General features: G+C 64.8%; 17 protein-coding genes and 1 pseudogene. 12 read left to right on the top strand and 6 right to left on the bottom strand.

The features are described 5' to 3' along the window. Window positions 1-50 precede the first annotated feature (50 nt). Window positions 51-497 (top strand): peptidase P60, encoded by a 447-nt coding sequence (locus MRB58_RS11585; RefSeq protein ID WP_244781847.1) that lies wholly within the window; start codon window positions 51-53, stop codon window positions 495-497. Continuing rightward, entirely contained in the window at window positions 497-2,152 is a 1,656-nt protein-coding gene (locus MRB58_RS11580; RefSeq protein ID WP_244781846.1) for a glycoside hydrolase TIM-barrel-like domain-containing protein, read from the top strand. The genes MRB58_RS11585 and MRB58_RS11580 overlap by 1 nt, the downstream gene beginning before the upstream one ends. Before the next feature lie 12 nt (window positions 2,153-2,164). Here the strand turns inward: MRB58_RS11580 and MRB58_RS11575 are convergent. Beyond that, window positions 2,165-3,111 (bottom strand): IS630 family transposase gene (locus tag MRB58_RS11575; protein ID WP_244781858.1). Its coding sequence is split into 2 segments (ribosomal slippage): window positions 2,165-2,775 and window positions 2,775-3,111, totalling 948 coding nucleotides; the frame shifts between segments, so codons are not numbered across the junction. 222 nt (window positions 3,112-3,333) lie between these two features. Between MRB58_RS11575 and MRB58_RS11570 the strand changes: the two genes are divergently transcribed. The 10 genes from MRB58_RS11570 to MRB58_RS11525 all read left to right on the top strand — a co-directional run bounded on the left by MRB58_RS11570 (window position 3,334) and on the right by MRB58_RS11525 (window position 14,883). Continuing rightward, the gene (locus MRB58_RS11570) at window positions 3,334-4,398 is read left to right on the top strand and encodes a glycosyltransferase (RefSeq protein ID WP_244781845.1); all 1,065 of its coding nucleotides are present in this window, start codon (window positions 3,334-3,336) and stop codon (window positions 4,396-4,398) included. Further along, window positions 4,379-5,224: a sulfotransferase gene (locus tag MRB58_RS11565; RefSeq protein WP_244781844.1), complete on the top strand. Its 846-nt coding sequence runs from the start codon at window positions 4,379-4,381 to the stop codon at window positions 5,222-5,224. Before MRB58_RS11570 ends, MRB58_RS11565 begins: the two co-directional genes overlap by 20 nt. Before the next feature lie 61 nt (window positions 5,225-5,285). Continuing rightward, window positions 5,286-6,464 carry a glycosyltransferase gene (locus MRB58_RS11560; protein WP_244781843.1) on the top strand — a complete coding sequence of 393 codons (1,179 nt, stop codon included), beginning with the start codon at window positions 5,286-5,288 and terminating at the stop codon, window positions 6,462-6,464. 140 nt (window positions 6,465-6,604) lie between these two features. Next, on the top strand, window positions 6,605-8,005 hold the full coding sequence (locus tag MRB58_RS11555; RefSeq protein WP_244781842.1) for an MBOAT family protein: 1,401 nt from the start codon (window positions 6,605-6,607) through the stop codon (window positions 8,003-8,005). A 7-nt stretch (window positions 8,006-8,012) separates the two neighbouring features. Continuing rightward, on the top strand, window positions 8,013-9,203 hold the full coding sequence (locus MRB58_RS11550; RefSeq protein ID WP_244781841.1) for a GDSL-type esterase/lipase family protein: 1,191 nt from the start codon (window positions 8,013-8,015) through the stop codon (window positions 9,201-9,203). A gap of 228 nt (window positions 9,204-9,431) precedes the next feature. Beyond that, window positions 9,432-10,463, top strand: coding sequence for a glycosyltransferase family 2 protein (locus MRB58_RS11545; RefSeq protein ID WP_244781840.1), 1,032 nt, complete (start codon window positions 9,432-9,434; stop codon window positions 10,461-10,463). 51 nt (window positions 10,464-10,514) lie between these two features. Continuing rightward, window positions 10,515-11,438, top strand: a complete 924-nt coding sequence (locus MRB58_RS11540; RefSeq protein WP_244781839.1) for a hypothetical protein — start codon at window positions 10,515-10,517, stop codon at window positions 11,436-11,438. Window positions 11,439-11,448: 10 nt separating this feature from the next. Beyond that, window positions 11,449-12,072: a bifunctional 2-polyprenyl-6-hydroxyphenol methylase/3-demethylubiquinol 3-O-methyltransferase UbiG gene (locus MRB58_RS11535; protein ID WP_244781838.1), complete on the top strand. Its 624-nt coding sequence runs from the start codon at window positions 11,449-11,451 to the stop codon at window positions 12,070-12,072. 242 nt (window positions 12,073-12,314) lie between these two features. Next, entirely contained in the window at window positions 12,315-13,625 is a 1,311-nt protein-coding gene (locus MRB58_RS11530) for a hypothetical protein (RefSeq protein ID WP_244781837.1), read from the top strand. Between the two features lie 70 nt (window positions 13,626-13,695). Continuing rightward, complete coding sequence (locus tag MRB58_RS11525) at window positions 13,696-14,883, top strand: hypothetical protein (RefSeq protein WP_244781836.1); 1,188 nt, start codon at window positions 13,696-13,698, stop codon at window positions 14,881-14,883. Between the two features lie 221 nt (window positions 14,884-15,104). Here the strand turns inward: MRB58_RS11525 and istB are convergent, their stop codons facing one another. From istB to MRB58_RS11500, 5 genes and pseudogenes are all read right to left on the bottom strand, one after another. Beyond that, complete coding sequence (istB, locus tag MRB58_RS11520; protein ID WP_244781835.1) at window positions 15,105-15,896, bottom strand: IS21-like element helper ATPase IstB; 792 nt, start codon at window positions 15,894-15,896, stop codon at window positions 15,105-15,107. Continuing rightward, window positions 15,893-16,917, bottom strand: a pseudogene (istA, locus tag MRB58_RS11515) (IS21 family transposase). Before istA ends, istB begins: the two are co-directional and overlap by 4 nt. 181 nt (window positions 16,918-17,098) lie before the next feature. After that, the gene (locus MRB58_RS11510) at window positions 17,099-18,043 is read right to left on the bottom strand and encodes a glycosyltransferase family A protein (RefSeq protein ID WP_244781834.1); all 945 of its coding nucleotides are present in this window, start codon (window positions 18,041-18,043) and stop codon (window positions 17,099-17,101) included. A 2-nt stretch (window positions 18,044-18,045) separates the two neighbouring features. After that, window positions 18,046-19,137: a glycosyltransferase gene (locus MRB58_RS11505; RefSeq protein ID WP_256461726.1), complete on the bottom strand. Its 1,092-nt coding sequence runs from the start codon at window positions 19,135-19,137 to the stop codon at window positions 18,046-18,048. Beyond that, the gene (locus tag MRB58_RS11500; RefSeq protein WP_244781832.1) at window positions 19,134-20,510 is read right to left on the bottom strand and encodes a hypothetical protein; all 1,377 of its coding nucleotides are present in this window, start codon (window positions 20,508-20,510) and stop codon (window positions 19,134-19,136) included. Before MRB58_RS11500 ends, MRB58_RS11505 begins: the two co-directional genes overlap by 4 nt. Between the last annotated feature and the right edge of the window lie 7 nt (window positions 20,511-20,517).

The raw sequence follows: 20,517 nt of genomic DNA, 5'->3' as shown, positions 1-20,517 counted from the left end.
CCCCACCGCGACAGCGCGGCGAACGCTAGCGCGACCGGAGTGGTCTGTCGATGACCCAGACCGCTGATCCCGCGCGCGTCGTAGTCGCGGCGCGGTCGTGGCTCGGTACGCCGTACCACGATCAGGCGAGCTTGAAGGGCATCGGTTGCGATTGCCTCGGCCTCGCCCGCGGTGTCTGGCGCGAGGTGGTGGGGCCGGAGCCATTCCCGATCTCGCCGTACAGCCGAGACTGGGGCGAGAGCGGTCCGGTCGAGGTCCTGGCGGAGGGTGCTCGCCTGATGATGCCCGAGATCGATCCGGCAGACGCCGAACCGGGGGCGCTGCTGCTGTTCCGCATGCGCCCGCGGGCGATCGCAAAGCATGTCGGGATCCTCACCACCCCCGATCGCTTCGTGCACGGCTACGAGCGGCTCGGTGTCATCGAGCAACTCCTCACGCCTGTCTGGCGACGCCGGATCGCGTTCGCCTTCCTCTTCCCGGCTCCGGATCTTGGCTGATGGCAACCCTCGTTCTCGGCGCTGTCGGCACCGCCATCGGCGGCGCGGTCGGCGGGACCGTCCTCGGCCTCTCCGGCGCGGCCATCGGCGGCATCGTTGGCTCGACAGTCGGCTCCGTCATCGACAGCTGGCTCGTCTCGCAGCTCGCACCGACCCAGCGCATCGAAGGCGCGCGGCTGGACAGCCTGCGCATCACCTCGTCCACCGAAGGCGCCGTCATCCCCCGGCTCTACGGCCGCATGCGCATCGGAGGTAACATTATTTGGGCGACCGACTTCCGCGAGGAGGTCCAGACGTCCACCCAGGGCGGCGGCAAGGGCGGCGGCCCGAAGGTCAAGACGACCGAGTACCTGTACTATGCCTCGTTCGCGGTCGCGCTGTGCGAGGGACCGATTACCGGCATCGGTCGCATCTGGGCCGACGGGAAGCTGATGGACCTCGCCGACGTCACCTGGCGCTGGTACCCCGGCGATGAAGCCCAGGACGCGGATCCGTTCATTGCCAACACGATGGGCGCGGTGCCGACACCGGCTTATCGCGGCACGGCCTACGTGGTGTTCGAGGAGCTTGCGCTGAAGCGCTACGGCAACCGCCTGCCGCAGCTCTCGTTCGCGGTGTTCAGGCCCCTCGCCGATCCTGACACCGCTGAGGGCTGCGTCGAGGCGGTCACGCTGATTCCGGCGTCCGGCGAGTTCACCTATTCGACCCAGCCGATCCGAAAGGGCGGCGATGGCGAGACCGTCGCCGAGAACCTGAACGCGCTCACCGATACAACCGACATCGTCGTCGCGCTCGACCGACTGCAGGCGATGGTCCCGGCGGTGAAGAGCGTTTCGCTCGTTGTCGCATGGTTCGGCAACGATCTGCGCGCTGGCGAGTGTCAGGTGCGGCCCGGTGTTGAAGTGCCGGCGAAGGAAACGACGCCGGTCGCTTGGTCCGTGAACGGCTTGGCGCGGGCCGGGGCACACCTCGTCAGCCGGGACGACCAGGATCGGCCAGTCTACGGCGGTACGCCGGCCGACTTCGCCGTGGTCGAAGCGATCCGAGAAATGAAGGCCCGCGGCCTCCGGGTGATGTTCTACCCGTTCATCCTCATGGATGTCCCGCCGGACAACGGACTGCCGAACCCGTACAGCGACAACGCCGCTGAGATCGGACAGCCGACGTTCCCCTGGCGGGGGCGGATCACCTGCTCGCCCGCGGCCGGACATGTCGGCAGCGTCGATAAGACCGCGGCGGCGGGCGCCCAGGTGGCCGTCATCTTCGGCAGCGCGGCCATCTCCGATTTCGCGGTCGCTGGCGACACGGTCAGCTGGACCGGCAGCTCCGGCGATTGGGGGCTTCGTCGCATGGTGCTGCACTACGCCCACCTCTGCACGGTCGCCGGCGGTGTCGACGCCTTCCTGATCGGCTCGGAGATGCGCGGGCTCACCACGATCCGCGACGGGGTCGCGAGCTTCCCCGCAGTCGACGCCTACAGACAGCTGGCGGCGGACGTCCGCTCGATCGTCGGTGCGGACAGCCAAGTGAGCTACGAAGCCGACTGGTCAGAGTATTTTGGGCATCAATCAGACCACGGCTCGGGCGACGTCTTCTTCCACCTCGATCCGCTCTGGGCGGATCCGAACGTCGACTTTGTCGGGATCGACAACTAGAGCACTTCGCGCTCAGTCCGGGTCATAGCCGGCGGCTCGGAAGTAGGCTCGGGCTTCGTCTGGCGTGACGAGGTCGAGGACCGCGCCGATGCGGTCCCACAGGTCATCGACGGTTCGCTCCGCCGCCTTTCGAAGGAGCGCCTTGATCTTGGCGAAGGCCATCTCGATCGGGTTGAAGTCGGGGCTGTAGGGCGGGAGGAACACGAGCCTCGCCCCGGCGCTCTCGATCAGGTCGCGAACGCGCCAACCCTTGTGACTGCCGAGGTTGTCCATCACGACGACGTCGCCCGGCGACAGGCATGGTGCGAGAACCTGCTCCACGTAGGTCTCGAACCATACGCCGTTGATCGCCCGGTCGAGCACCATAGGCGCGACGATCCCGGACAGCGAGAGCCCGGCGACCAGCGTGGTCGTCTTCCAATGGCCGAACGGCAGCGGCATGCGCAGCCTTGTCCCCCGGGCGCAGCGGCCGTGGGTGCGGGCCATCTTCGTGTTGGCCCAGGTCTCGTCGATGAAGATCAGGCGCTCGGCGTCGAGCTCGTCCTGCCCGTCGAACCAGGCGTGCCGCCGGGCAAGGACATCCGCGCGGTCCTGCTCGGCCGCGTGGCCGGTCTTTTTTTGCGCGTGATCCCGTGGCGACGGAAGAAGCGCGACAGCGCCGAGATGGAGACCGTGCCGCCGCTCTCACCGAGCCTTGCCTTCAGCTCGACCAGGGTGATGTCGCCGGTGCCGTCCAGGATCGCGAGGATGCGCTCGGCGTGGGCTTCGGTGACGTGGGACCAGCGGTCGCCGCCCTGGCGCTTGGCGCGGCATGAGCCGGTGCGTTGCCAAGCCTCGTACCATCGGATCGCCGTGGACGGGGCGACCTCGAACCGCGCCGCGGCCTGCCGGCGGGACATTCCATCGTCGATGGCGCGAACCACGCGAAGGCGAAGATCCTCAGAGAGCAGCTTGGGCATCATGACTGGCCCCCCCATCGCCAGCCATGATGCTGAATCAGACTTCCGCTGATTCGGGAATCCCACAGCGGTTCATTCCGAGCGCGAACTGCTCTAGATGGGAATCCCTCACCATGAGTTCAGGACCTAGGCGACAGCGCGAAGTGAAGCGTGCGGTGGACAGCCCCAAAGAACTGTAGCAAGAGATGAACCGAACCCGACGTTTGGAGCGACGACACCTTCGTGGCCCCTTCTCTCGCTGATCCGCGGCCTGATGGCGTGACGCTCGCCGTGTGCACACACAACGGCGCCACGCGACTCGGACCGACCCTCGCCCGCATTGCCGCTCAGGCCGATCTTGAGAAAGGCAACCCGCCGGGGACTGGTATTCACTTCGAACTCCTTGTCGTCGACAACGCATCCACCGACGGCACCGCCGAAACGGTAAAAGCTTTGTGGCCGGCCGCCCTTGCCGATCGGCTGACCATCATCCGGGAGGGCGCCCCCGGGGTCGCTCATGCTCGCCTGCGCGCACTGAGGGAGGCGCGTTTCCGGTTCATCTCCTTCATCGACGACGACAACTGGATCTCGCCTAACTGGGTGCGCGAGGTCCATGCCATTTTTGCCGATAATCCTAAGGTGGCTCTTCTCCACTGCCCCTCGACAGCCCACCTTCCCGGCCCCGAGCCGGCCGACTTTCCCACCTATTCCAGCTGGCTTGCCATCGGCAGTCTCGTCCAGGAGGAAGGCATCGTCACCCGCCGTCCAGTCTCCTTCTGGACAGCAGGCCTTTCGGTCCGCCTCGCCGCCCTCGCCTTTCTGGACGATCCTCGATTTGCCTTCGCTCTCAGCGGCCGCACCGGTGCCCGCACCCTGGGCGGAGAGGATCACGAGCTGTGCCTTTGCACCCTCCTGGGCGGGTGGGAGGCTGTGTTCACCCACAAGATCCAATTCGTGCACGACATCCCTATGCGCCGGCTGGAGCCCGACTATCTCGCCGATCTTGTAGAGAATGGCGGCCGCTCACGCCGCGTCCTCAGTGAATATCGCGCCGCCTTCGCACCGGACCGGTTTCCTACCGGGCTGCGCCTGCTTGCGATCTGCGTTCGCGATTTCGCGTATCGAGGCGCAGCCTATTGGCTGAAACGCGCCGTCGGGCGCCTGCCGTCTGCCGCCGCGCCCTCTGCGCTCTCCTACCGCCACGCCCGCGGTAGGCTGGTCGGTTATTTCGAGACGGCCGCGCGTGTGCCCGTGGCCCGCCGCAACATTGCGATCGCAAGGCGCTTTCATGCGCCGGACGCTGGCTGAGCCGGAGATGGTGTCTGCCTCGCTGCCCGCCCGTGCCGTTCGCCGCGCCCGCCACCATGTCTTGACTCACCTGCAGCACGCCTTCACGCGGGTCAACGAGCGTCCGGTCATCGTGCTCGGCAACCAGAAGAGCGGAACGAGCGCGCTGGTCTCCTTGCTCGCCGCCGCCGCCGGAAAGCGGGCCACCAACGACATCTTCACCTGGTATGGCGACATGGAAGGGGAGCTGCTCGCCGGCCGGATGTCCTTCCCCGAGTTCGTGGAGCGGGCGCGCTATCATTTCTCGAGTGCGTTTGTGAAGGATCCGAGCTTCACCTTCATGCTGCCGGCGGTGAAGACGCGCTTCCCCGAGGCGCGCTTTGTCTTCGTGGTGCGGGACCCAAGGCTCAACATCCGCGGTATTCTCAACCGTGTAGAGGTGCCCGGCACCCTCGCCGATCTCGATGCGGCAGCTTTCGCGCAGGTGAGGGCACAACGTCCTGGCTGGCTTCCCGTGCTCGATGGGCGCGGCGTGGTGACTGAGGGCACCCATGTCGCCCGCCTCGCTCATCGTTGCCGCATCGCCATGGAGATCGCCGCCGCGCACCGCACGCAGTGGCCCGTGGTTCGCTACGAGGATTTCCTGGCTGATAAGCCAGGCACCATCGCCGCAACCCTTGAGGCTGTGGGCGAGCAGGCGCGCCACGACATCGCCCCCCTCGCAGACAATCCCTTCCAGCCACCGAGCCGCAACCGCAGTACCCCAGCCGACTTCTTCAGCCCCACCAACCTTACGCTCATCGAGGAGATCTGCGGCCAGGCGATGACGGAGTTCGGCTACAGGTGATGATCCTCTCCTGCGCTTCTCGTCGCTGCCGGGTCTCCCTGCCCGGCGCCTGGGCCTGATCGTGCGGGTTCTCGCATTCGTGCCGGCGCTGGGGGTGGTGTCGGAGACGTTCATCGCCGATGCGCTGGAAGGGCTTGCGCAGACCACCGAGCTCGTCGTCGCCACCGGCCAGGCGGGCGATGCGGCACGAGTGCCCTCGGGCGCCGGTTTCGTGGCCGCCCCCTTTCTCCACCTGTCGCGGAAAGGCGAGCGGTTCGCTGCGCGCCTTTCTCGTGCTCCCCTCTGGTCGACCAAGCGCGATACCCCGCTCGACCACAACGCTGCTCGTGTTGTCGGAGATCTCATCACCCGCATCGACCCGAGCGTCGCCTATCTGGAATACGGCACCACCCTTGCACGGCTCGCCAAGCCGCTTGCCCGCGCCGGCGTGCCCGCCATCGTCCATCTGCACGGGCACGACGTCACCGCCGCGCTTGCCGATCCCGCCTATCGTGCCGCACTCGCTGCGGGGTTGGGCGAGGTGGCGGGGGTGGCCGTCGCCTCTCACCACATGCGCCGCCTTGCCATTCTCGCCGGTGCGGCGCCGGAGCTGGTACATGTCGTGCCGCTCGGCATCTGCCCGCAGGGCCTGGAGCCCATGCCATGGGCAGAGCGCGCCGCCGCCCCGCCGCGCATCGTCTTCCTTGGTCGGCTCGTTGCCAAGAAGCACCCCGTCGCGCTCATCGAGGCATTTGCTATCATCGCCGCGGCCCGGCCCGATGCGACGCTGGATATCATCGGTGATGGCCCCGAACGCGCCGCCGCCGAGGCCCGCGCGGCCGCGCGAGGGGTGGCCGGCAAGGTAAGCTTCCACGGCGCCCTTCCACGGGGCGAGGCGCTCGCCATCGTGCGGCGGTGCCGGATCTATGCACAGCACTCCGTTACCGCCTTCACCGGCGACCAGGAAGGGTTCGGCATCTCCATCGCCGAGGCGGCCGCGTTGGAACTCGCCGTCGTCGCGACGCACCATAACGGCATCCCTGAACAGGTGAGCGACGGCCAGACCGGTCTTCTCGTTCCCGAATACGACTTCGAAGCAATGGCGGCGGCGATTCTCTCCCTCATCAAAGATCCCGACCGTTGTGCCGCGCTCGGCCGTGAAGGCCGCGCCCGAGTTTTCTCCACGTACCCACCGGCCGCCCGGATAGAAAGACTTACCATCCTTCTGAGCGCTGCAGCGGGGCAGCCGCAGCGTCGGTGAGTGCAGGCAAGGCTCGCTCCGGGCGCACACACCCGCTAGAACAGGCCTGGCCGAGGTGGGTAGAACCGTGATCGTCAGACCGGGCCCCCTCGGGTAATCCTGGCCCTATCGCCGGGAAGGCCGAGCAGACCGGGACCGCCATGCTTTTTACGACGCTCGAATACTGGATCTTCTTTTTCGTCGTCTTCGTCCTCTATCATCTTCTTGCCCACCGGGCGCAGAACCTCATGCTGCTCGTCGCGAGCTATGTGTTCTATGCAGCTTGGGACTGGCGCTATGCGGGGCTGATGGCGCTGTCGACGGCAATCGCCTATGGGGCCGGCCTTGCCGTAGAGGACCATCGTGCGGGGCACCGGCGCCGCGCGGCGCTGACGTCCGCGGTCGTCGCCAATCTTGCCGTACTGGCCGCCTTCAAGTATTGGGGGTTTATCGTTGACGTAATAGGCGATCTTTTAAACCCGGGGGCTGATTTCTACGACAATATCTCTCTCAGTGTACTGCTTCCGGTCGGGATCAGCTTCTATACCTTCCAGTCCATCAGCTACGTGGTCGATGTCGCCCGTGGCGAGATCCGGGCGGCGCGCAACCCTCTCGACCTTGCCCTTTACGTGTCCCTCTTTCCTCAGCTCGTCGCAGGTCCCATCGAGCGCGGCGCCCAGCTGATGCCGCAGGTGATTAACCGTCGCCCGGTCAATCTTCCTGCCATGCGATCAGCCCTCTGGTTGATCGCGTGGGGTCTTTACAAGAAAATCTGCATCGCCGACACGCTGGCCCATCCGGTCAATGCCGTGTTCGCGACATCTGACCCGACGGGACCGGAAGTGTATGTCGCGGCAGTGTGCTTTGCGCTACAAATCTACTGCGACTTCTCTGGCTATACGGATATCGCTCGCGGATGCGCTCGGCTCATCGGGTTCGAACTGATGCTGAACTTCAATCTACCCTATATTGCTCGCAATCCGTCTGATTTCTGGCGACGTTGGCACATCAGTCTGTCCACTTGGTTGCGCGATTACCTTTATATTCCGCTGGGCGGAAGCCGGCGTGGGCCGGGGCGCACCACATTCAACCTGATGGCGACGATGGTGCTGGGCGGGCTGTGGCACGGGGCGCGCTACAATTTCATCTTGTGGGGAGCCTACCACGGCGCCATCTTGGTTGCTCATCGCGTCATCTCCGGTCGCCTGACGGGAAGAGGCTCACGGCTCGGCATCGTCCTGTCGGTTCTCGTCATGTTCCAGTTCACCTTGTTCGGCTGGCTGCTGTTTCGGGTGGAAACGATCGAGCAGCTCTCCCGCATGATGGGAGCGCTCGCCACCGGCTGGTCCTCCGCCGGGGTGGCAGGCGATATCCTCCTTTACGCTTTGCCGACCACGGTGCCTCTTCTTTTCATCGAGGCCTGGCAGGTACGTGCCAGCCGGCTCGACGTGGTGGAGCGCTCTCCCTGGCCGGTCCATGTTGCCCTCGTCTCTCTCGCTCTGGCGGCGGCAGTGATTCTCGACCGCTCGGGGGCAGCTCCATTCATCTATTTCCAATTCTGAGGCGGCGATGGCGATATTCTCCACTTCCACGCTCTGGCCGGCGCTGCGGCGCCTCTCACCCCTGCGTCTGGCGGCCGGCCTTCTGATCGCCATCCTGTGCACCGAGGCGGTCGCCCGCGTGGCGCCCCTCGTCGTGCCGAAGACGGTGCGTCAGCCCTTCACCGTCCTCACCATGGCTGGCGAAGAGACCGGCCGCGGAGAACCCGGGAGCCAGGTGGAGTGGCGCACAAACGAGGTGGGCGCGCGCGGCAGTTTCCAGCGGCCGGGCCTTGCCATTGCCGCCTTCGGCACGAGTACGACGGCCGGGGCCGGGATCACGCAGGCGGACACCTTTCCCGAAGTGCTCGGCGCGCGGCTGTGCGGTGCCTCAGTCGACAACTTCGCCCGGGATGCCGCAGGCTGGTCAGAGGCGCTCGTCATCATGGAGGATCTCGCCAGGCGCGGGCGGCACTATGATGCCGCCATCATCATGGCCCATATCGGTGGACGGTCGGCGGGTCACATAAAACCGTTTCATGCCTGGTCGGACTTTTCGGCAGGCGGGGGGCCCCTCGCCGCGCCGGTCCTCTTCAAGCAGGCCCTGCGCCGCGAGTTTCACGAGACAGGAAAGCGTGCGCCCCTCATTGCCACCCTTCTTGCCGAAGTGCGCAAGATCCGTAACCCGCCTCTCCAAGGCTTCCATCATCCCTCCCCCCTAGACGAGAACAATCGCGCCCTCAGAGCCTCCAGCGCCGTCCAGTTCGCTGACAGCGAGGCGCATCTCGACGAGGCTCAGCGCGCCGTCATCGTGCGGCGGACGCAAAGCCTCGTCGAGGATGCCCGCCAGATCGCCTCTCATGTCATCGTCCTTACCCAGCCCGTCGCCTATGACGAAGACGCCCTTCCGGGCGTTGCAGCCCGCTGGCTCTCGCTCTATCCGCTGGCGAAGGATCGCCCTCTTTACATCTCGAACCGTTCCGTTGCCGAAGGGATACGCCTTGGCCAGAGCGTAGTGGCGGAGGCCGCCGCAGCAGCTGGCGCAACCGTGGTCCCGCTCGATGCGGCGATGCGTCCGATGCTTGCCGAAACCGACCGCCTGTTCTTCGACAAGTGGCATTTCACAGCCGAGGGACATAGAACTGCCGCTAAAATTATCGCTCCCTACCTGTGCGCGGCGCTGGTCGGGGAAGGTGGTTGCAGCTGCTCCGGCGCGACGTGAGCACCTCCTGGTGGCGACGCGAAACGACGATGGAGGAGGTGCCGGGGTGCTGAGCGCGACGGCGTCATGAGGTCGGCAAACTCCCCGTGGCGGCCAATGCGTTCAACAGATTGTTCTTGCCTTATCGATACGAACGGGCGACACCTTGCATCTCTCGCAGCCGCATCGTTGCATGCTCCCGCAGTCGCATCCATGTGGCCGACGTCTATACGCATTCGTGGACAAGCTGTGCGTCTCATCATCCAGATACCCTGTTACAATGAAGGACAGACGCTCCTAGAAACTCTGCGCGATCTGCCGACGACGATCGATGGTGTCGACTCTGTCGAGATCCTCATCATCGACGATGGATCGGCGGATGCAACCATTGCAGTCGCGCGGGAGCACGGGGTCGATCACATCATCCGGCATAAAAAGAATCGTGGCCTAGCCCGGTCGTTCAGAACTGGCATCGATGCAGCGCTTCGTCTTGGCGCCGATATCATAGTCAATACAGACGGCGACAATCAGTATAGCGGCGCCAGTATTCCCGACCTCGTCAAGCCGATCGTAGATGGACGTTTTGACGTTATCGTGGGCGATCGGCAGACTGGCTTGATCGCCCATTTTTCGCCGATGAAGAGAGTTCTTCAACGCTTTGGATCGAGCGTTGTGCGGCGACTATCCGATGTCGACGTTCCTGATGCCGTAAGTGGCTTCAGGGCGTTCAACCGAAACGCTGCTCTGCAATTCAATATTGTGTCGGGGTTCAGTTATACGATTGAGATGCTGATTCAGGCGGGGAAAAAACATATGGCGGTTGGATCCGTCCCAGTCAAAACCAATCCTAAGACGCGTGAATCTCGTCTATTCAAAAGCATTCCAAAGTTTATCGAGCGATCATTGACGACGATGGTGCGCATGTATGCCATGTACCAGCCATTGCGGTTTTTCGTATTCACGGGCGCCTTGATCTCCTTCATCGGGCTCCTGCCGATCCTGCGCTTCCTGATGTTGTACGCCCTCGGCGAAGGTGACGGGCACATTCAATCCTTGACCGTCGGCGGCGCGCTCCTCGTGATCGGAACCCTCGTCCTCGTTATGGGCGTCATCGGGGACCTTGTGAACTTCAACCGGCAGCTTGCCGAAATCATACTCGAGAAGGCGCGCAGGGCAGAAGCGCATCAGGGTGACCTGATCATCCCGAACGCCGACTGGGTCCGCATCAATGGTCAGGATTGCAACAGCGGATGCGCGGCCAGCGTCGGCCATGCCGTCTAGGTATTGCGCATGAGCGCGGCGACGTCGCACGGGCGGAGCAGCTGGCGCTCTATGCGCCGCCTCTTCGGCATCGTTGCGGTCGCAATTGCCGTCCTGTTCCTCGCCGCCTCTCTCCGCGACAGCTGGGGGATGGTCAGTGCCATGGTGGGGGCGGGGTCGTTCTGGGCGATGGCCACCCTGGCCGGCCTCGCCTACGGGGCCAATCTCCTTCTCCTTGCGGCGGCCTTCCGCAGCCTTCTTCAGGATCCCCGGGAGACTGGCGCCAGGCCAGGGTTGCGTGCAGTCGCCAAGGTCTATGCGCGAGCCAACGTCCTCAAGTACGTTCCAGGAAACATCATGCACTACGTCGCGCGCCAGGTTCTGGCGCGGGATCTTGGAGCCTCTCAAGCCGCCATGGCGAAGACTTCGTTCTACGAGATGGGCCTTTTGGTTCTCGTCGCAGCTGCATTGGGGAGCGTCGTGCTTGTCCGAAGCGCAACGGCGCTAGAAGCGGCCCTGTCGTCGATAGGTCAGCTCGTCGCCGGTATCGCCGTGGTTGCGGTGGCGCTCGTCGGCGCGTTGTTGCTGTCGCAGGCCCGCCACATGCGGGGCTTGCTGCCGGCGTGTGGCCCGGGCGGCATTGTTTTCGCTATTCTTGCCTATGCCGTCTTCTTCATCGCGACGGGGCTCCTCCTCTTCGTGGTGATCCTCCTTGGCCTTCCCGGCGAGGCCACATCCCGGCCGCTTCAGGCCATCCCGGCGTTCACGGTCGCATGGTTGATCGGCTCGGTAACGCCCGGGGCATCGGCTGGGATCGGTATACGCGAGGCTGTCCTGTCATTGCTTCTTGCGCCGATGATTGGAGAGGATGAGGCCCTTGCGGCGGCTTTCGCAATGCGAATTGCAACGACGCTTGGTGATCTCCTCTTTTTCCTGTCCACCATCATGCTCGGCCGCTTTGTTGGCCCGCCTGCCTCCAGCACCATGTCTTCCTGAGGTTAAGTCAATGATTGTCGAGCAACCCGCGGGCAACTTCGAGGACAAGTACAACTCGAAGAATCCGATCTCGGCGCGCTTGGTCGCCAACTTCCTGCGTACTTTTGAAACCATGGCCGAACGGTCGGGAGTGCGGGAGGTGTACGAAGTCGGGTGCGGTGAGGGTGAACTCATTGCCCGCCTCGCGCAGACCGGCTTCACCGTCCGCGGAAGCGACGTGGCGCGCGAGGCGATCGCGGAGGCCCTCGTGCGGCATCCCGAACTCGAAGGTCGCATCGAGGTGGCGCCGCTCCAGCAGCTGTCCGCGGCGCGGGACAGTGCGCCTCTCGTCGTTTGCTGCGAGGTTCTCGAGCATATCGACGACCCGGAAGAGGCGCTTGATGTCCTTGTGGAACTTGCGAAGCCTTATCTTCTCGCGAGCGTGCCACGTGAGCCGTTGTGGCGCGCGCTGAACATGAGCCGGCTGAAATACGTGGAAAATTTCGGTAATACGCCTGGCCATGTCAACCACTGGTCGTCGCGGAGCTTCGTCGCCTTTCTCGAGCGGCGCTTCGAGGTCATCGCCGTGTCAAGGCCGTTGCCGTGGACAATGGTGCTCGCCAAATCGCGCAGCGCGCCACAGGCCTCAGAGTGACTTTTATGAAAAGTGCGTCAGCGCGCGAGCGAATTGCAAGCATTGTGAGTGTTTTTTTTGGGTCTACTGCCTCCGTTTTCCTGCTTTATAGGCTGACCAGAGGCAGTTTCGACTTTTTTGCGTTTGGAGATATATTTTCTCTAGCGTACAATTACTATTACGAATCGATAAAATCGGGAAGTCTTACTGTCCCTCTTCGGGCAATTGGCTATGAAGGGATGTACCGACCCGACGGAACGGCAATGATGTACTACGGCATACTCCCTGCGATCTTGCGGTCCGTGTTTGAACCTTTTGTGGATCTCACGGTCGTGCCGGTGGCTAGGGCGGTCGTCTGGGTGACGATCACGCTGATCGGTACGGTTGCGGCCGTTGTGCTTTATTGCAGTGCACGTCCGTTCGTGACCTCCGGTCGGGGCCGATCCGCGCTTGCGGCCTTTTCGCTTGTCGCAGGTTTCCTTTGCTCGCCCGCCATCATGCTCTCGACCGCCGCACCGCTTTATTATGAGCCGATCGCGATTGGTGTCCTTGCGACACTGCTCTTCATCCTCATCGCGTTGCCTGCGTTGTTCGGACACCCGCTCGGAGGGACAGCCATCGTGTTCCTCGGTCTTCTCGCAGCGTTGGCGTTCCTTGTGCGACCGCACATGGCAGTTGGTCTGTGCCTTTCCATCTTCCTTCTTTGGCTGGCGCTCGGCCGGCGCTCCGGGGGCACGCTGCGGGTATTCTTCCGTCCGGGCCAGTTCATGCCGATCGTGGCCGCCGGCCTCCTCGTCGCTGCTGCGCTAGTCGTTTATCTAGAGCTATCGACGCAGCGCAACGGGAGCGCCTTCGTTCTGCGGTCGCTGGCAAACGATGTGGCCACTAAAGGCAACGTGTTCCTCGGATACGAAGATGTCGGTTCGGCCCGCATGCGTGCATTCGAGGAAAACGGCACGTTCAATTTGAAGCGCATCGCCTCCAACAGTGCCTTCTACCTTGTCGGTGCAAACCCGCTGACGCCACGCTTGGAACGCGCATTGCAGCTTGGTTACATCCGCAAGGAAACGCAGCCGGTTCTGATCGATCAGTGGGCGCTATGGTTCGCCATGTCGGCTGTGTTCGTCGGGGCGGCGGTCGCATGTGTCAGACGCCCGTCGCGCCTTGACGACATGGGTGTTTCCCCCCTCGCCTGTATTGCCGTTCTCGTCGGCACTCTTGTGTCGGCCGTCATGATCCTCAGTTATGGGACAGTGGCCTATCGTTATGCGTGTGAGTTCTGGCCTGCCCTGTTCGTCGCCTCCGCCCTTGGGCTGCGGGCGCTCGCGTTCTGGCTTTGTCGCGCGACCGGGCCGCAAAGACTGACCGCGATCGTCTTCCTCATGCTGCTCACCGGTGGGTCGAGCGTACAATCGCTCGACAGATCCGCCCGCAACGCGTCGCTCGGCTCGAACCTCGAGAACAAGGATTTCATGTTGCGGGAGGAGTGCCTCGAGAGGATCGCAATGGCGCGAACCACGCGAGCCCTTCCCACTTCGCTGTGCGATTTGCCGGGAGTGGGCGATGGTGGCTGATCTGTTGCCGCTGGCATGCAGCAAAGGTTCGCTCACGCTTTCGCTGTGTCGGTCCTGACGGGTCCGCCTGATGGGATTTCACATCTCACCGGTCTGGTCGACTCTTGTAAAGCTTAAGCTTCATCGCTGTGTCCTGGGCGCGATTATCTCCATTCTGTGTATTGAGGCGGTGGCAAGGGTCGCGCCGCACATCGTCGCGAAGACCGTGCATCAACCCTTCGCAACGACCACGACGCGCGGTCTTGAAGGGGTGATGGTGGAGTGGCGTGTCAGTGAGGTTGGAGCCCGTGGCTCGCTGCGTCGCCCCGGTCTCTTGATCGCCACGTTCGGAACTAGCACGACAGCGGCTCCGCGAATAACACAGGCGCAGAGCTGGCCGGAGCTTCTGAAAGCGCAGTTGTGTGGTGCAGTCCATGTGGACAATTTTGCGCGCGATGGAGCCGGCCCCAATGATATCGCCGGCCTTCTGAAGGACCTTGCCGCCCGGGGGCGACACTACGATGTCCTCACCATCATGAGCTGGATGTTTCCCGGTGAGCGGATGCCGCCCGGCAATCCGTTTCACCATTGGTCGGCCTACGATTTTGGCAAAGCGCCGTTTGCTGCCCCGGTGCTTTTTGTCCGCGCGATACGACGCGAACTGCACGAGGCGGAGGAGCGTTTAACTTTCCTCCACCGCCTCCTGGAGCTTACTCGGAACCTGCGCCGACCATCGCCGCCGGGCTTCCGGCATCCGCCGTCCGAAACCCCTGAAAACCGAGAGCTGCGGGCCTCCGGCATCATCGATTTCGTAGATAGGCCAAATGCCCTGACGCCTGAGGAAGGGAAGCGTGTGAGAGCGCGCACCGAGGCAATCGTGCGGACCGCTCTGACGGTCTCTCCCCACGTCTTCTTCCTCGTGCAGCCGGTGGCCTTCGACGAGAACGAGCTTCCGGGGGTGGCTGCACGCTGGTTTTCGCTGTTTCCGGCACGCGAAGACCAGCCCGTCTATCTGTCCAACCGCTCGGTCGCCGAACGTATTCGCAGTGTGCAAACATACATGCGGGAAGGGGCCGAGGCTGCCGGGGCAACCATCGTGCCGCTCGATGAGATCATGCGCCCGATGCTCTCACAGACGGATACGCTCTTCTTCGACCGATGGCATTTCGCACCTGACGGGCATGCGCTGGCCGCGCAGACCATTGCGCCGTACGTCCGCACGGCCCTCCCGGCGCTCGCGGATATGGCTTGCTGTGACCCCGCAGGCCATTGCGGATGAAGGAAAAACACCCGTGACCGCGACTCTCCACGGGTGTGGCAGGCTCATGCGGGTGTAAGAGGCGCAGCGTGAAAGAGCCGCACCACAGGCTGTCAGGACCCGCGAGAAACTGAGGCCCATCCAGCAGAGCAGTCCCACTTCGGCAGGAGGTTGTCAACGCCGATCCAAATCTGACCCACTTTCGGCGGTCGCGCCGATCGTAATCTGACCCACCCTCGTGTTCAGGCGGCCTCCCTCTTCGGGGCCGTGGCGGCGATGAGGCCGGCCTTGCGTTTGTCCTTCAGGCGGTAGCTCTCACCCTGGATCGAGACGACCGTGGCGTGGTGCAGGATGCGATCGAGCATTGCCGCAGTGAGGACCGTCTCGCCGGCGAAGGCCTGGTCCCAGGCGCCGAAGGTGAGGTTCGAGGTCAGGATCATCGAGCCGCGCTCGTAGCGCTTGGCGACCACCTGGAAGAACAGGTTGGCCTGCTCGCGCCCCAGCGGCAGGTAACCGATCTCGTCGATGATCAGAAGCTTGTAGACGTTGACCGCGCGGTGCATCGCCTCCTTCAGCTTGCCCTGGCGCTGGGCCGCCTCGAGCATCAGGACGAGGTCGGCCGCCGTGGTGAAGCGCACCTTCATGGCTCGCTGCGTCGCGAGGTGGCCCAGCGCGATCGCGAGGTGCGTCTTGCCGACGCCGGAGGGGCCGAGGAGCACCACGTTCTCGGCCCGCTCGATGAAGGCGAGGCTGGCGAGCTCGAGGAGCTGTTTTCGCGGGGCGCCTGTGGCGAACGCGAAGTCGTAGCCCTCCAGCGTCTTGATCGCGGGGAAGCCGGCGACGCGTGCCGCCATCTCCCGAGCCCGCACACGTCGCCCTTCGGCTTCACTGCGCAGAACATCCTCGAGGAAGTCCCCGAACGATCCCTCCTTCGCGGCCTGCGCCTGTGCGGCTGCGGTCCACGCCGTGTCGATCATCTTCAGCCGAAGCTCCGCGCAAAGGTCGGCGATGCGCTCGTGCTGGAGAGCGTTCATCGGCCCACTCCCGGCAGCATCAGCCCGTCGTAGATCGACAGCGGGTGTTGGAGGCCGACGATCGGGACCGGTGCCGGACGCGGATCATCTCGCACGATCTCCCCGCCATAGGGCGCCGGGATCGGCTGCAGCATCGCGCGTTCGACGGCCAGGCGTTCGGCCGGGACCGCCTTGGTCGTGGCGTGAACCCTGGCGTTGGCGACCTCACGCAGCCAGCGCCGCACAGCGGAGTTTGCTGCCGCGGCGTCCACGGTGACCCCGTCCTGCGACAGGCGGCTCGCGAACGGCACGTAGAAGCTCGACCGCACGTAGCGGATGAAGCGCTCCACCTTGCCCTTCGTCTGCGCGCGATAGGGACGGCACAGGCGCGGGCGGAAGCCGCAGTGTCCGGCGAAGTCGAGGAAGCCGGCGTGGAAGCGGTGCCGGCCCGGTCCATAGGCGTCCCGGTCGATCACCACGGTCTTCACGTTGTCATAGAGCACCTCGCGTGGCACGCCGCCGAACGCCAGGAAGGCCCGTTCGTGGCAGGCGATCAGCGTCTCCACGCGCTCGTCCGTGACGAACTCGACGTAGGCCGCCCGGCTCCAGCCGAGCATCGCGACGAAGACCGACAGCCGGTTCCGTCCCCTGCGGATCGTCGCCCAGTCGACCTGCATCTGCTGGCCTGGCGTCGTCTCGAAGCGCACCACCGGGTCCGGCTTCGGCGCCGGTTTGAGCGTCGCCACGAACACCTTCACCATGGTGTAGCCGCGCCGTAGCCGCGCTTGGCGATCTCGTCGAACAGCACCTTCGCCGGGATCGGGTCCGGCGCCGCGGCCGCCAGGCGCTCGCGGATATAGTCCTTGAACGGATCGATCTTCGCCGGACGCGCCGGCCGCTCCTTGTAGCGTGACGCCTCTTCGTCTCGCAGATAGCGCCGCACGGTGTTGCGCGAGACGCCCACCTCCCGCGCGATCTCTCGCACCCCTTTGCCATGCTTGGCCAACACTCGGATCTCCATCGACAGCTCCACTCCGATCATCAAGGCCCTCCGTATCGCGCCGGGCCCGAGGCTATCGGGTGGGTCAGCTTTCAGTCGGCGACCGGGTCAGTTTTCCAGCGGCGGTAACAACGTCACCACTGGGGTCGGCCAGCATCCATCGTCGCGGTGGGCCTCGAGGCCACTTGGCCTTAATGAGGCGAGCGAGAAGCACCAGTTGCCGTCAGGCCCCGCCCAGGCGGACGCGGGCGGCGCTGATGCGCTCGGCGGCGAGGGGGCCGAGAAAGCGCACGAGTGTGCGATAGGCGAGTGGGCCTGGAGCGGGAGCGTGCGGGCACAGGAGACGCGCTTCGTGGAAGAAGCGGCGGGCGGTTTCGGGTGCACCGCGCTGCAGCGTCTCACGCCCCTGGCGCCACAGGCGATGGGCGAAGGCTTCACTGAGCGCCGGTGTCATCAGTCCCGCCGCCCGCGCCTCGGCCACATGACGCAGCGATGCGGCAAGGACACTGTCCCCCACGACACCCGATGCGGAGCTGATGCGCCCCGTGCCGCCGTGCTGGCGGTAGTAATAGGAAGGCCCTGGCCGATAGTGAAAGACGACGCCTGACAGCGCCAGACGTACGTGCAGATCGTGCTCCTGGCCACGGCGCACGAGCGGATCGAACCCGCCGACCTCACGAACGTCTGTGGTGCGGTGGAGTGGGGCGCTGGTCAGCGGAGGGCCGGCAACGATGGCCGGCAGGTCGAACACCATCGAGGCAGGCGCCATAGGGGCAAGACCGGCGAGCGGGGTGCCGTCCTCAGCCGCCCAGATCGCATCCCCGAAGACGCATGCCTTTGCCGCGCCGAGCGCCTGCGCCTCCCGGAGCTGACGGGCGATGGCTCCTTCGGCAAGCCAGTCGTCGGCGTCGAGGAATTTGACATAAGGGGCGCGTGCGATGGCGAGCCCCGCATTGCGCGCCGCACAGGCCCCCTTGTTGTCCTGGAAGACGGGACGGATCGCATCTCTATAGCGGGCGATGACGGCGCGGGAGGTATCGTGCGAGCCGTCATCGACGACGATGATCTCGACGAGAGGTCCGGCGGCAAGGGCGCTGTCGATCGCTTCCGGCAGGTAGTGGGCATAGTTGTGATTTGCGATGACGAGGGAGACGAAGGGAGCGTCCATCCTCAATGCTCCCGCCCGGCGGCGGCCCGCACCGTCGCCTCCAGCGCGGCGGCGTAGTGAGCCGCGACGCTGTCCCAGGAGAAGTTCTCGGCGACGAGGCGGCGGCCGCGTGCCCCCATGGCGGCGAGCGTCTCGGGCGGCAGCGCGGTTGCCTCTTCCAGCGCCGCGGCAAGGGCCTCCCGCTCGCGCGGTACCCACCAACCCGCCCCACATTGGGAAAGGCTCTGCCAGGGCGTTCCGGTGGTGGTCAGGACGGGAGTGCCGGCGGCCAGAGCCTCGGCGATGACGAGGCCGAAATTCTCGTTGTGGGTGGGCAGGACGAAGAGATCGGCCTCGGCAAGGGCGCGGGCCTTCGCCTCGCCTTCCAACAGGCCTGGAAAGGTGATGGCAAGGCCGAGCTGCGAGGCGCGCGCGGCGACCTCTGCAGCATGGCCGTTCTCGTCGGGACCGGCGATGACGAGGCGCCATTCTTTCCGCGCTGCTGCAAGCGGAGCGAAGGCGTCGAGGAGAAGGAAAAGGCCCTTTTTGGGATGGATACGGCTCATGAAGAGGAGCGTACGAAGTCCATGCACCGATTTTGGCGGGAGGGGTAACGGGGGAAGGTGGACCCCGTTTGGGACGATGTGGATCGGCTGGGTCAGGCCGAGGGCTCGGATTTCCTTCGCCTCGGCTTCGCAGGTGGCGTGGAAAGCCGTGGTGCGGCGGAGGATGTGGCGCCCCCCGAGGGCGAGGAGGAGGCGCTTGCGCCTGCCACGCATGGCGAAGGAGTAGGAAGAGAACATGCCATGCGGGCTGAGGAGAAGAGGCCGACGCGCGGCAAGAGCGGCGGCGGAGGCGGCGACGAGGGAGGGGGCCCAGAAACCGTGCACGGCGACGACCCGAACACCGTGGCTGCCATAGACTGCGCGGGCGAAAGCGGGGATGGAGCGCACCGTCGCAACCTCGACGCCCGCAAGCGTGGGCACAGCATCCCGCTCGCGCGTGAGAATGGACACAGGGGCCCCGCCTCCAACGAGGGCGGTTGAGAGCTCGCGCACCACGGTGGCCACTCCCGACCGGGGCGAGCCGATGCCGTCGGCGACGAAGAGGGTCATGGGCGCGGCCGTGGTGCGAGCGGGCGCGGCGGCGGGTATAGCCGCTTCCTCTGCGCCGTTCCAGGAAGCGGCTGCGCCCCTGGCCGGCGCGCACTGCATTTGGTGCGTGCGTTTATGTCGAGCCGCCTGACGCCGATGATGCCGACGAGGAGAAGGAGCATCGTGGCGGCAGACATGGCCGAGAGAAGGAAGGCCTCAAAGATGCTGCCTATGATAAGGGAGACGACGACGCCCCCCGCGAAATCCCCCTGCAGTTGGGCGCGGCGGGTGGGCGCCGATCCAAGCAGCAGCTGGGTCGCGATCTTGAGCAGCATGGCCCCGCTGGCAAGGAGCGGGAGCAAGCCGAGGAGCCCCGTGGTCGCCGCCATGGCAAGCCAACTGCTCTCGCCAAAGCCGAGCCTGTCGCCAGTCAAGCTCATCCCGGTCAGGGGATTGTTTTGAAAGGATTGCCACAATGCGGCCCAGACACCGCCCCGGGTGTTCTCGGTCGAGACGAGGCGATCGAGCGCAAAATCGCCTGGTGGCGTGGTGAGAATGACATAAAGGCCCGCGATAGTGGCGAGAGCCCCGGTGCCGATCGCGACCGCGCCGGAGCGACGCAGGAGCAGCATCGTTGCCGCGGCGCCGATCAGAAGGCCTGTGCGCGAACCCGTCCACATCAGGAAATAGGCGGCGACGGCGGCGGTGCCGAGCGCCGCCAGCTTCCAAATGAAGCCGCGCGTGAGCGCCACATAGACGAGCGCCGGAATGCCCGCCCCGAGGAAGGCCGCTGCGTGCTGTGGGTTGCCGGTGGTGCCGTTGAAACGGCCGTTCGCTACAGCGAGCGCCTGCGGTCCCAGTACATACTGCACCGCGTTCAGTGCTGTGAAGGCGGTGATCGCGGCAGCAACGGCGACGATCGCCCGGTCGATATCGCCGTCTTGCCCGATCCAGCGCGGTCCGACCTGAGAGAAGATGAAGAAAATGAGCCCCGTTGTCACCGCCGACAGGAGCGCAAAGCTTATCGAGCCGCCGGAAAATGTCTTGAGGGCGATGACGAGGTGGGCGGTGAGAAGGGCGAAGGCAAAGGGGGGAAGACCAGCCGGTGCGCGCAAATAGCGCACAGGCATCAGCACCATGATTGCGAGGAGGATGATCGTCAGCGGTCGCCCGTTGCCAACCAGCATGTCGATCGGGCCAAAGAAGGAAGGTGGGTTTGGGTACCACTCATTGACAAAGCGGCTAAGCGAGGCAGCGAAGACGAGACTCCCAAGAGCAAGCCACGGCAAGAGAGGATTGGCGCGAGCCTGCATGAGCACGAGGCCACCGAGCCCCGCAAAGGCGATGCCGAGCGGACTGATGGCGAAACTGATGAGGCTCGAAAGTTGTTCCAAGGGCTGT

Source organism: Acuticoccus sp. I52.16.1 (assembly GCF_022865125.1).
In the GTDB taxonomy this organism is placed as follows: domain Bacteria; phylum Pseudomonadota; class Alphaproteobacteria; order Rhizobiales; family Amorphaceae; genus Acuticoccus.
The sequence above is the reverse complement of the archived record's forward strand: the minus strand, read 5'-3'. Positions and strand labels throughout refer to the sequence as shown.

Excerpts from the sequence above, each read along its gene's own strand:
- MRB58_RS11585 (WP_244781847.1), top strand. The coding sequence starts at position 51 with ATGACCCAGACCGCTGATCCCGCGCGCGTCGTAGTCGCGGCGCGGTCG.
- MRB58_RS11580 (WP_244781846.1), top strand. The coding sequence starts at position 497 with ATGGCAACCCTCGTTCTCGGCGCTGTCGGCACCGCCATCGGCGGCGCG.
- MRB58_RS11565 (WP_244781844.1), top strand. The coding sequence starts at position 4,379 with ATGCGCCGGACGCTGGCTGAGCCGGAGATGGTGTCTGCCTCGCTGCCC.
- MRB58_RS11555 (WP_244781842.1), top strand. The coding sequence starts at position 6,605 with ATGCTTTTTACGACGCTCGAATACTGGATCTTCTTTTTCGTCGTCTTC.
- MRB58_RS11550 (WP_244781841.1), top strand. The coding sequence starts at position 8,013 with ATGGCGATATTCTCCACTTCCACGCTCTGGCCGGCGCTGCGGCGCCTC.
- MRB58_RS11540 (WP_244781839.1), top strand. The coding sequence starts at position 10,515 with ATGCGCCGCCTCTTCGGCATCGTTGCGGTCGCAATTGCCGTCCTGTTC.
- MRB58_RS11535 (WP_244781838.1), top strand. The coding sequence starts at position 11,449 with ATGATTGTCGAGCAACCCGCGGGCAACTTCGAGGACAAGTACAACTCG.
- MRB58_RS11530 (WP_244781837.1), top strand. The coding sequence starts at position 12,315 with ATGATGTACTACGGCATACTCCCTGCGATCTTGCGGTCCGTGTTTGAA.
- MRB58_RS11525 (WP_244781836.1), top strand. The coding sequence starts at position 13,696 with ATGGGATTTCACATCTCACCGGTCTGGTCGACTCTTGTAAAGCTTAAG.
- istB (WP_244781835.1), bottom strand. The coding sequence starts at position 15,896 with ATGAACGCTCTCCAGCACGAGCGCATCGCCGACCTTTGCGCGGAGCTT.
- MRB58_RS11510 (WP_244781834.1), bottom strand. The coding sequence starts at position 18,043 with ATGGACGCTCCCTTCGTCTCCCTCGTCATCGCAAATCACAACTATGCC.
- MRB58_RS11505 (WP_256461726.1), bottom strand. The coding sequence starts at position 19,137 with ATGACCCTCTTCGTCGCCGACGGCATCGGCTCGCCCCGGTCGGGAGTG.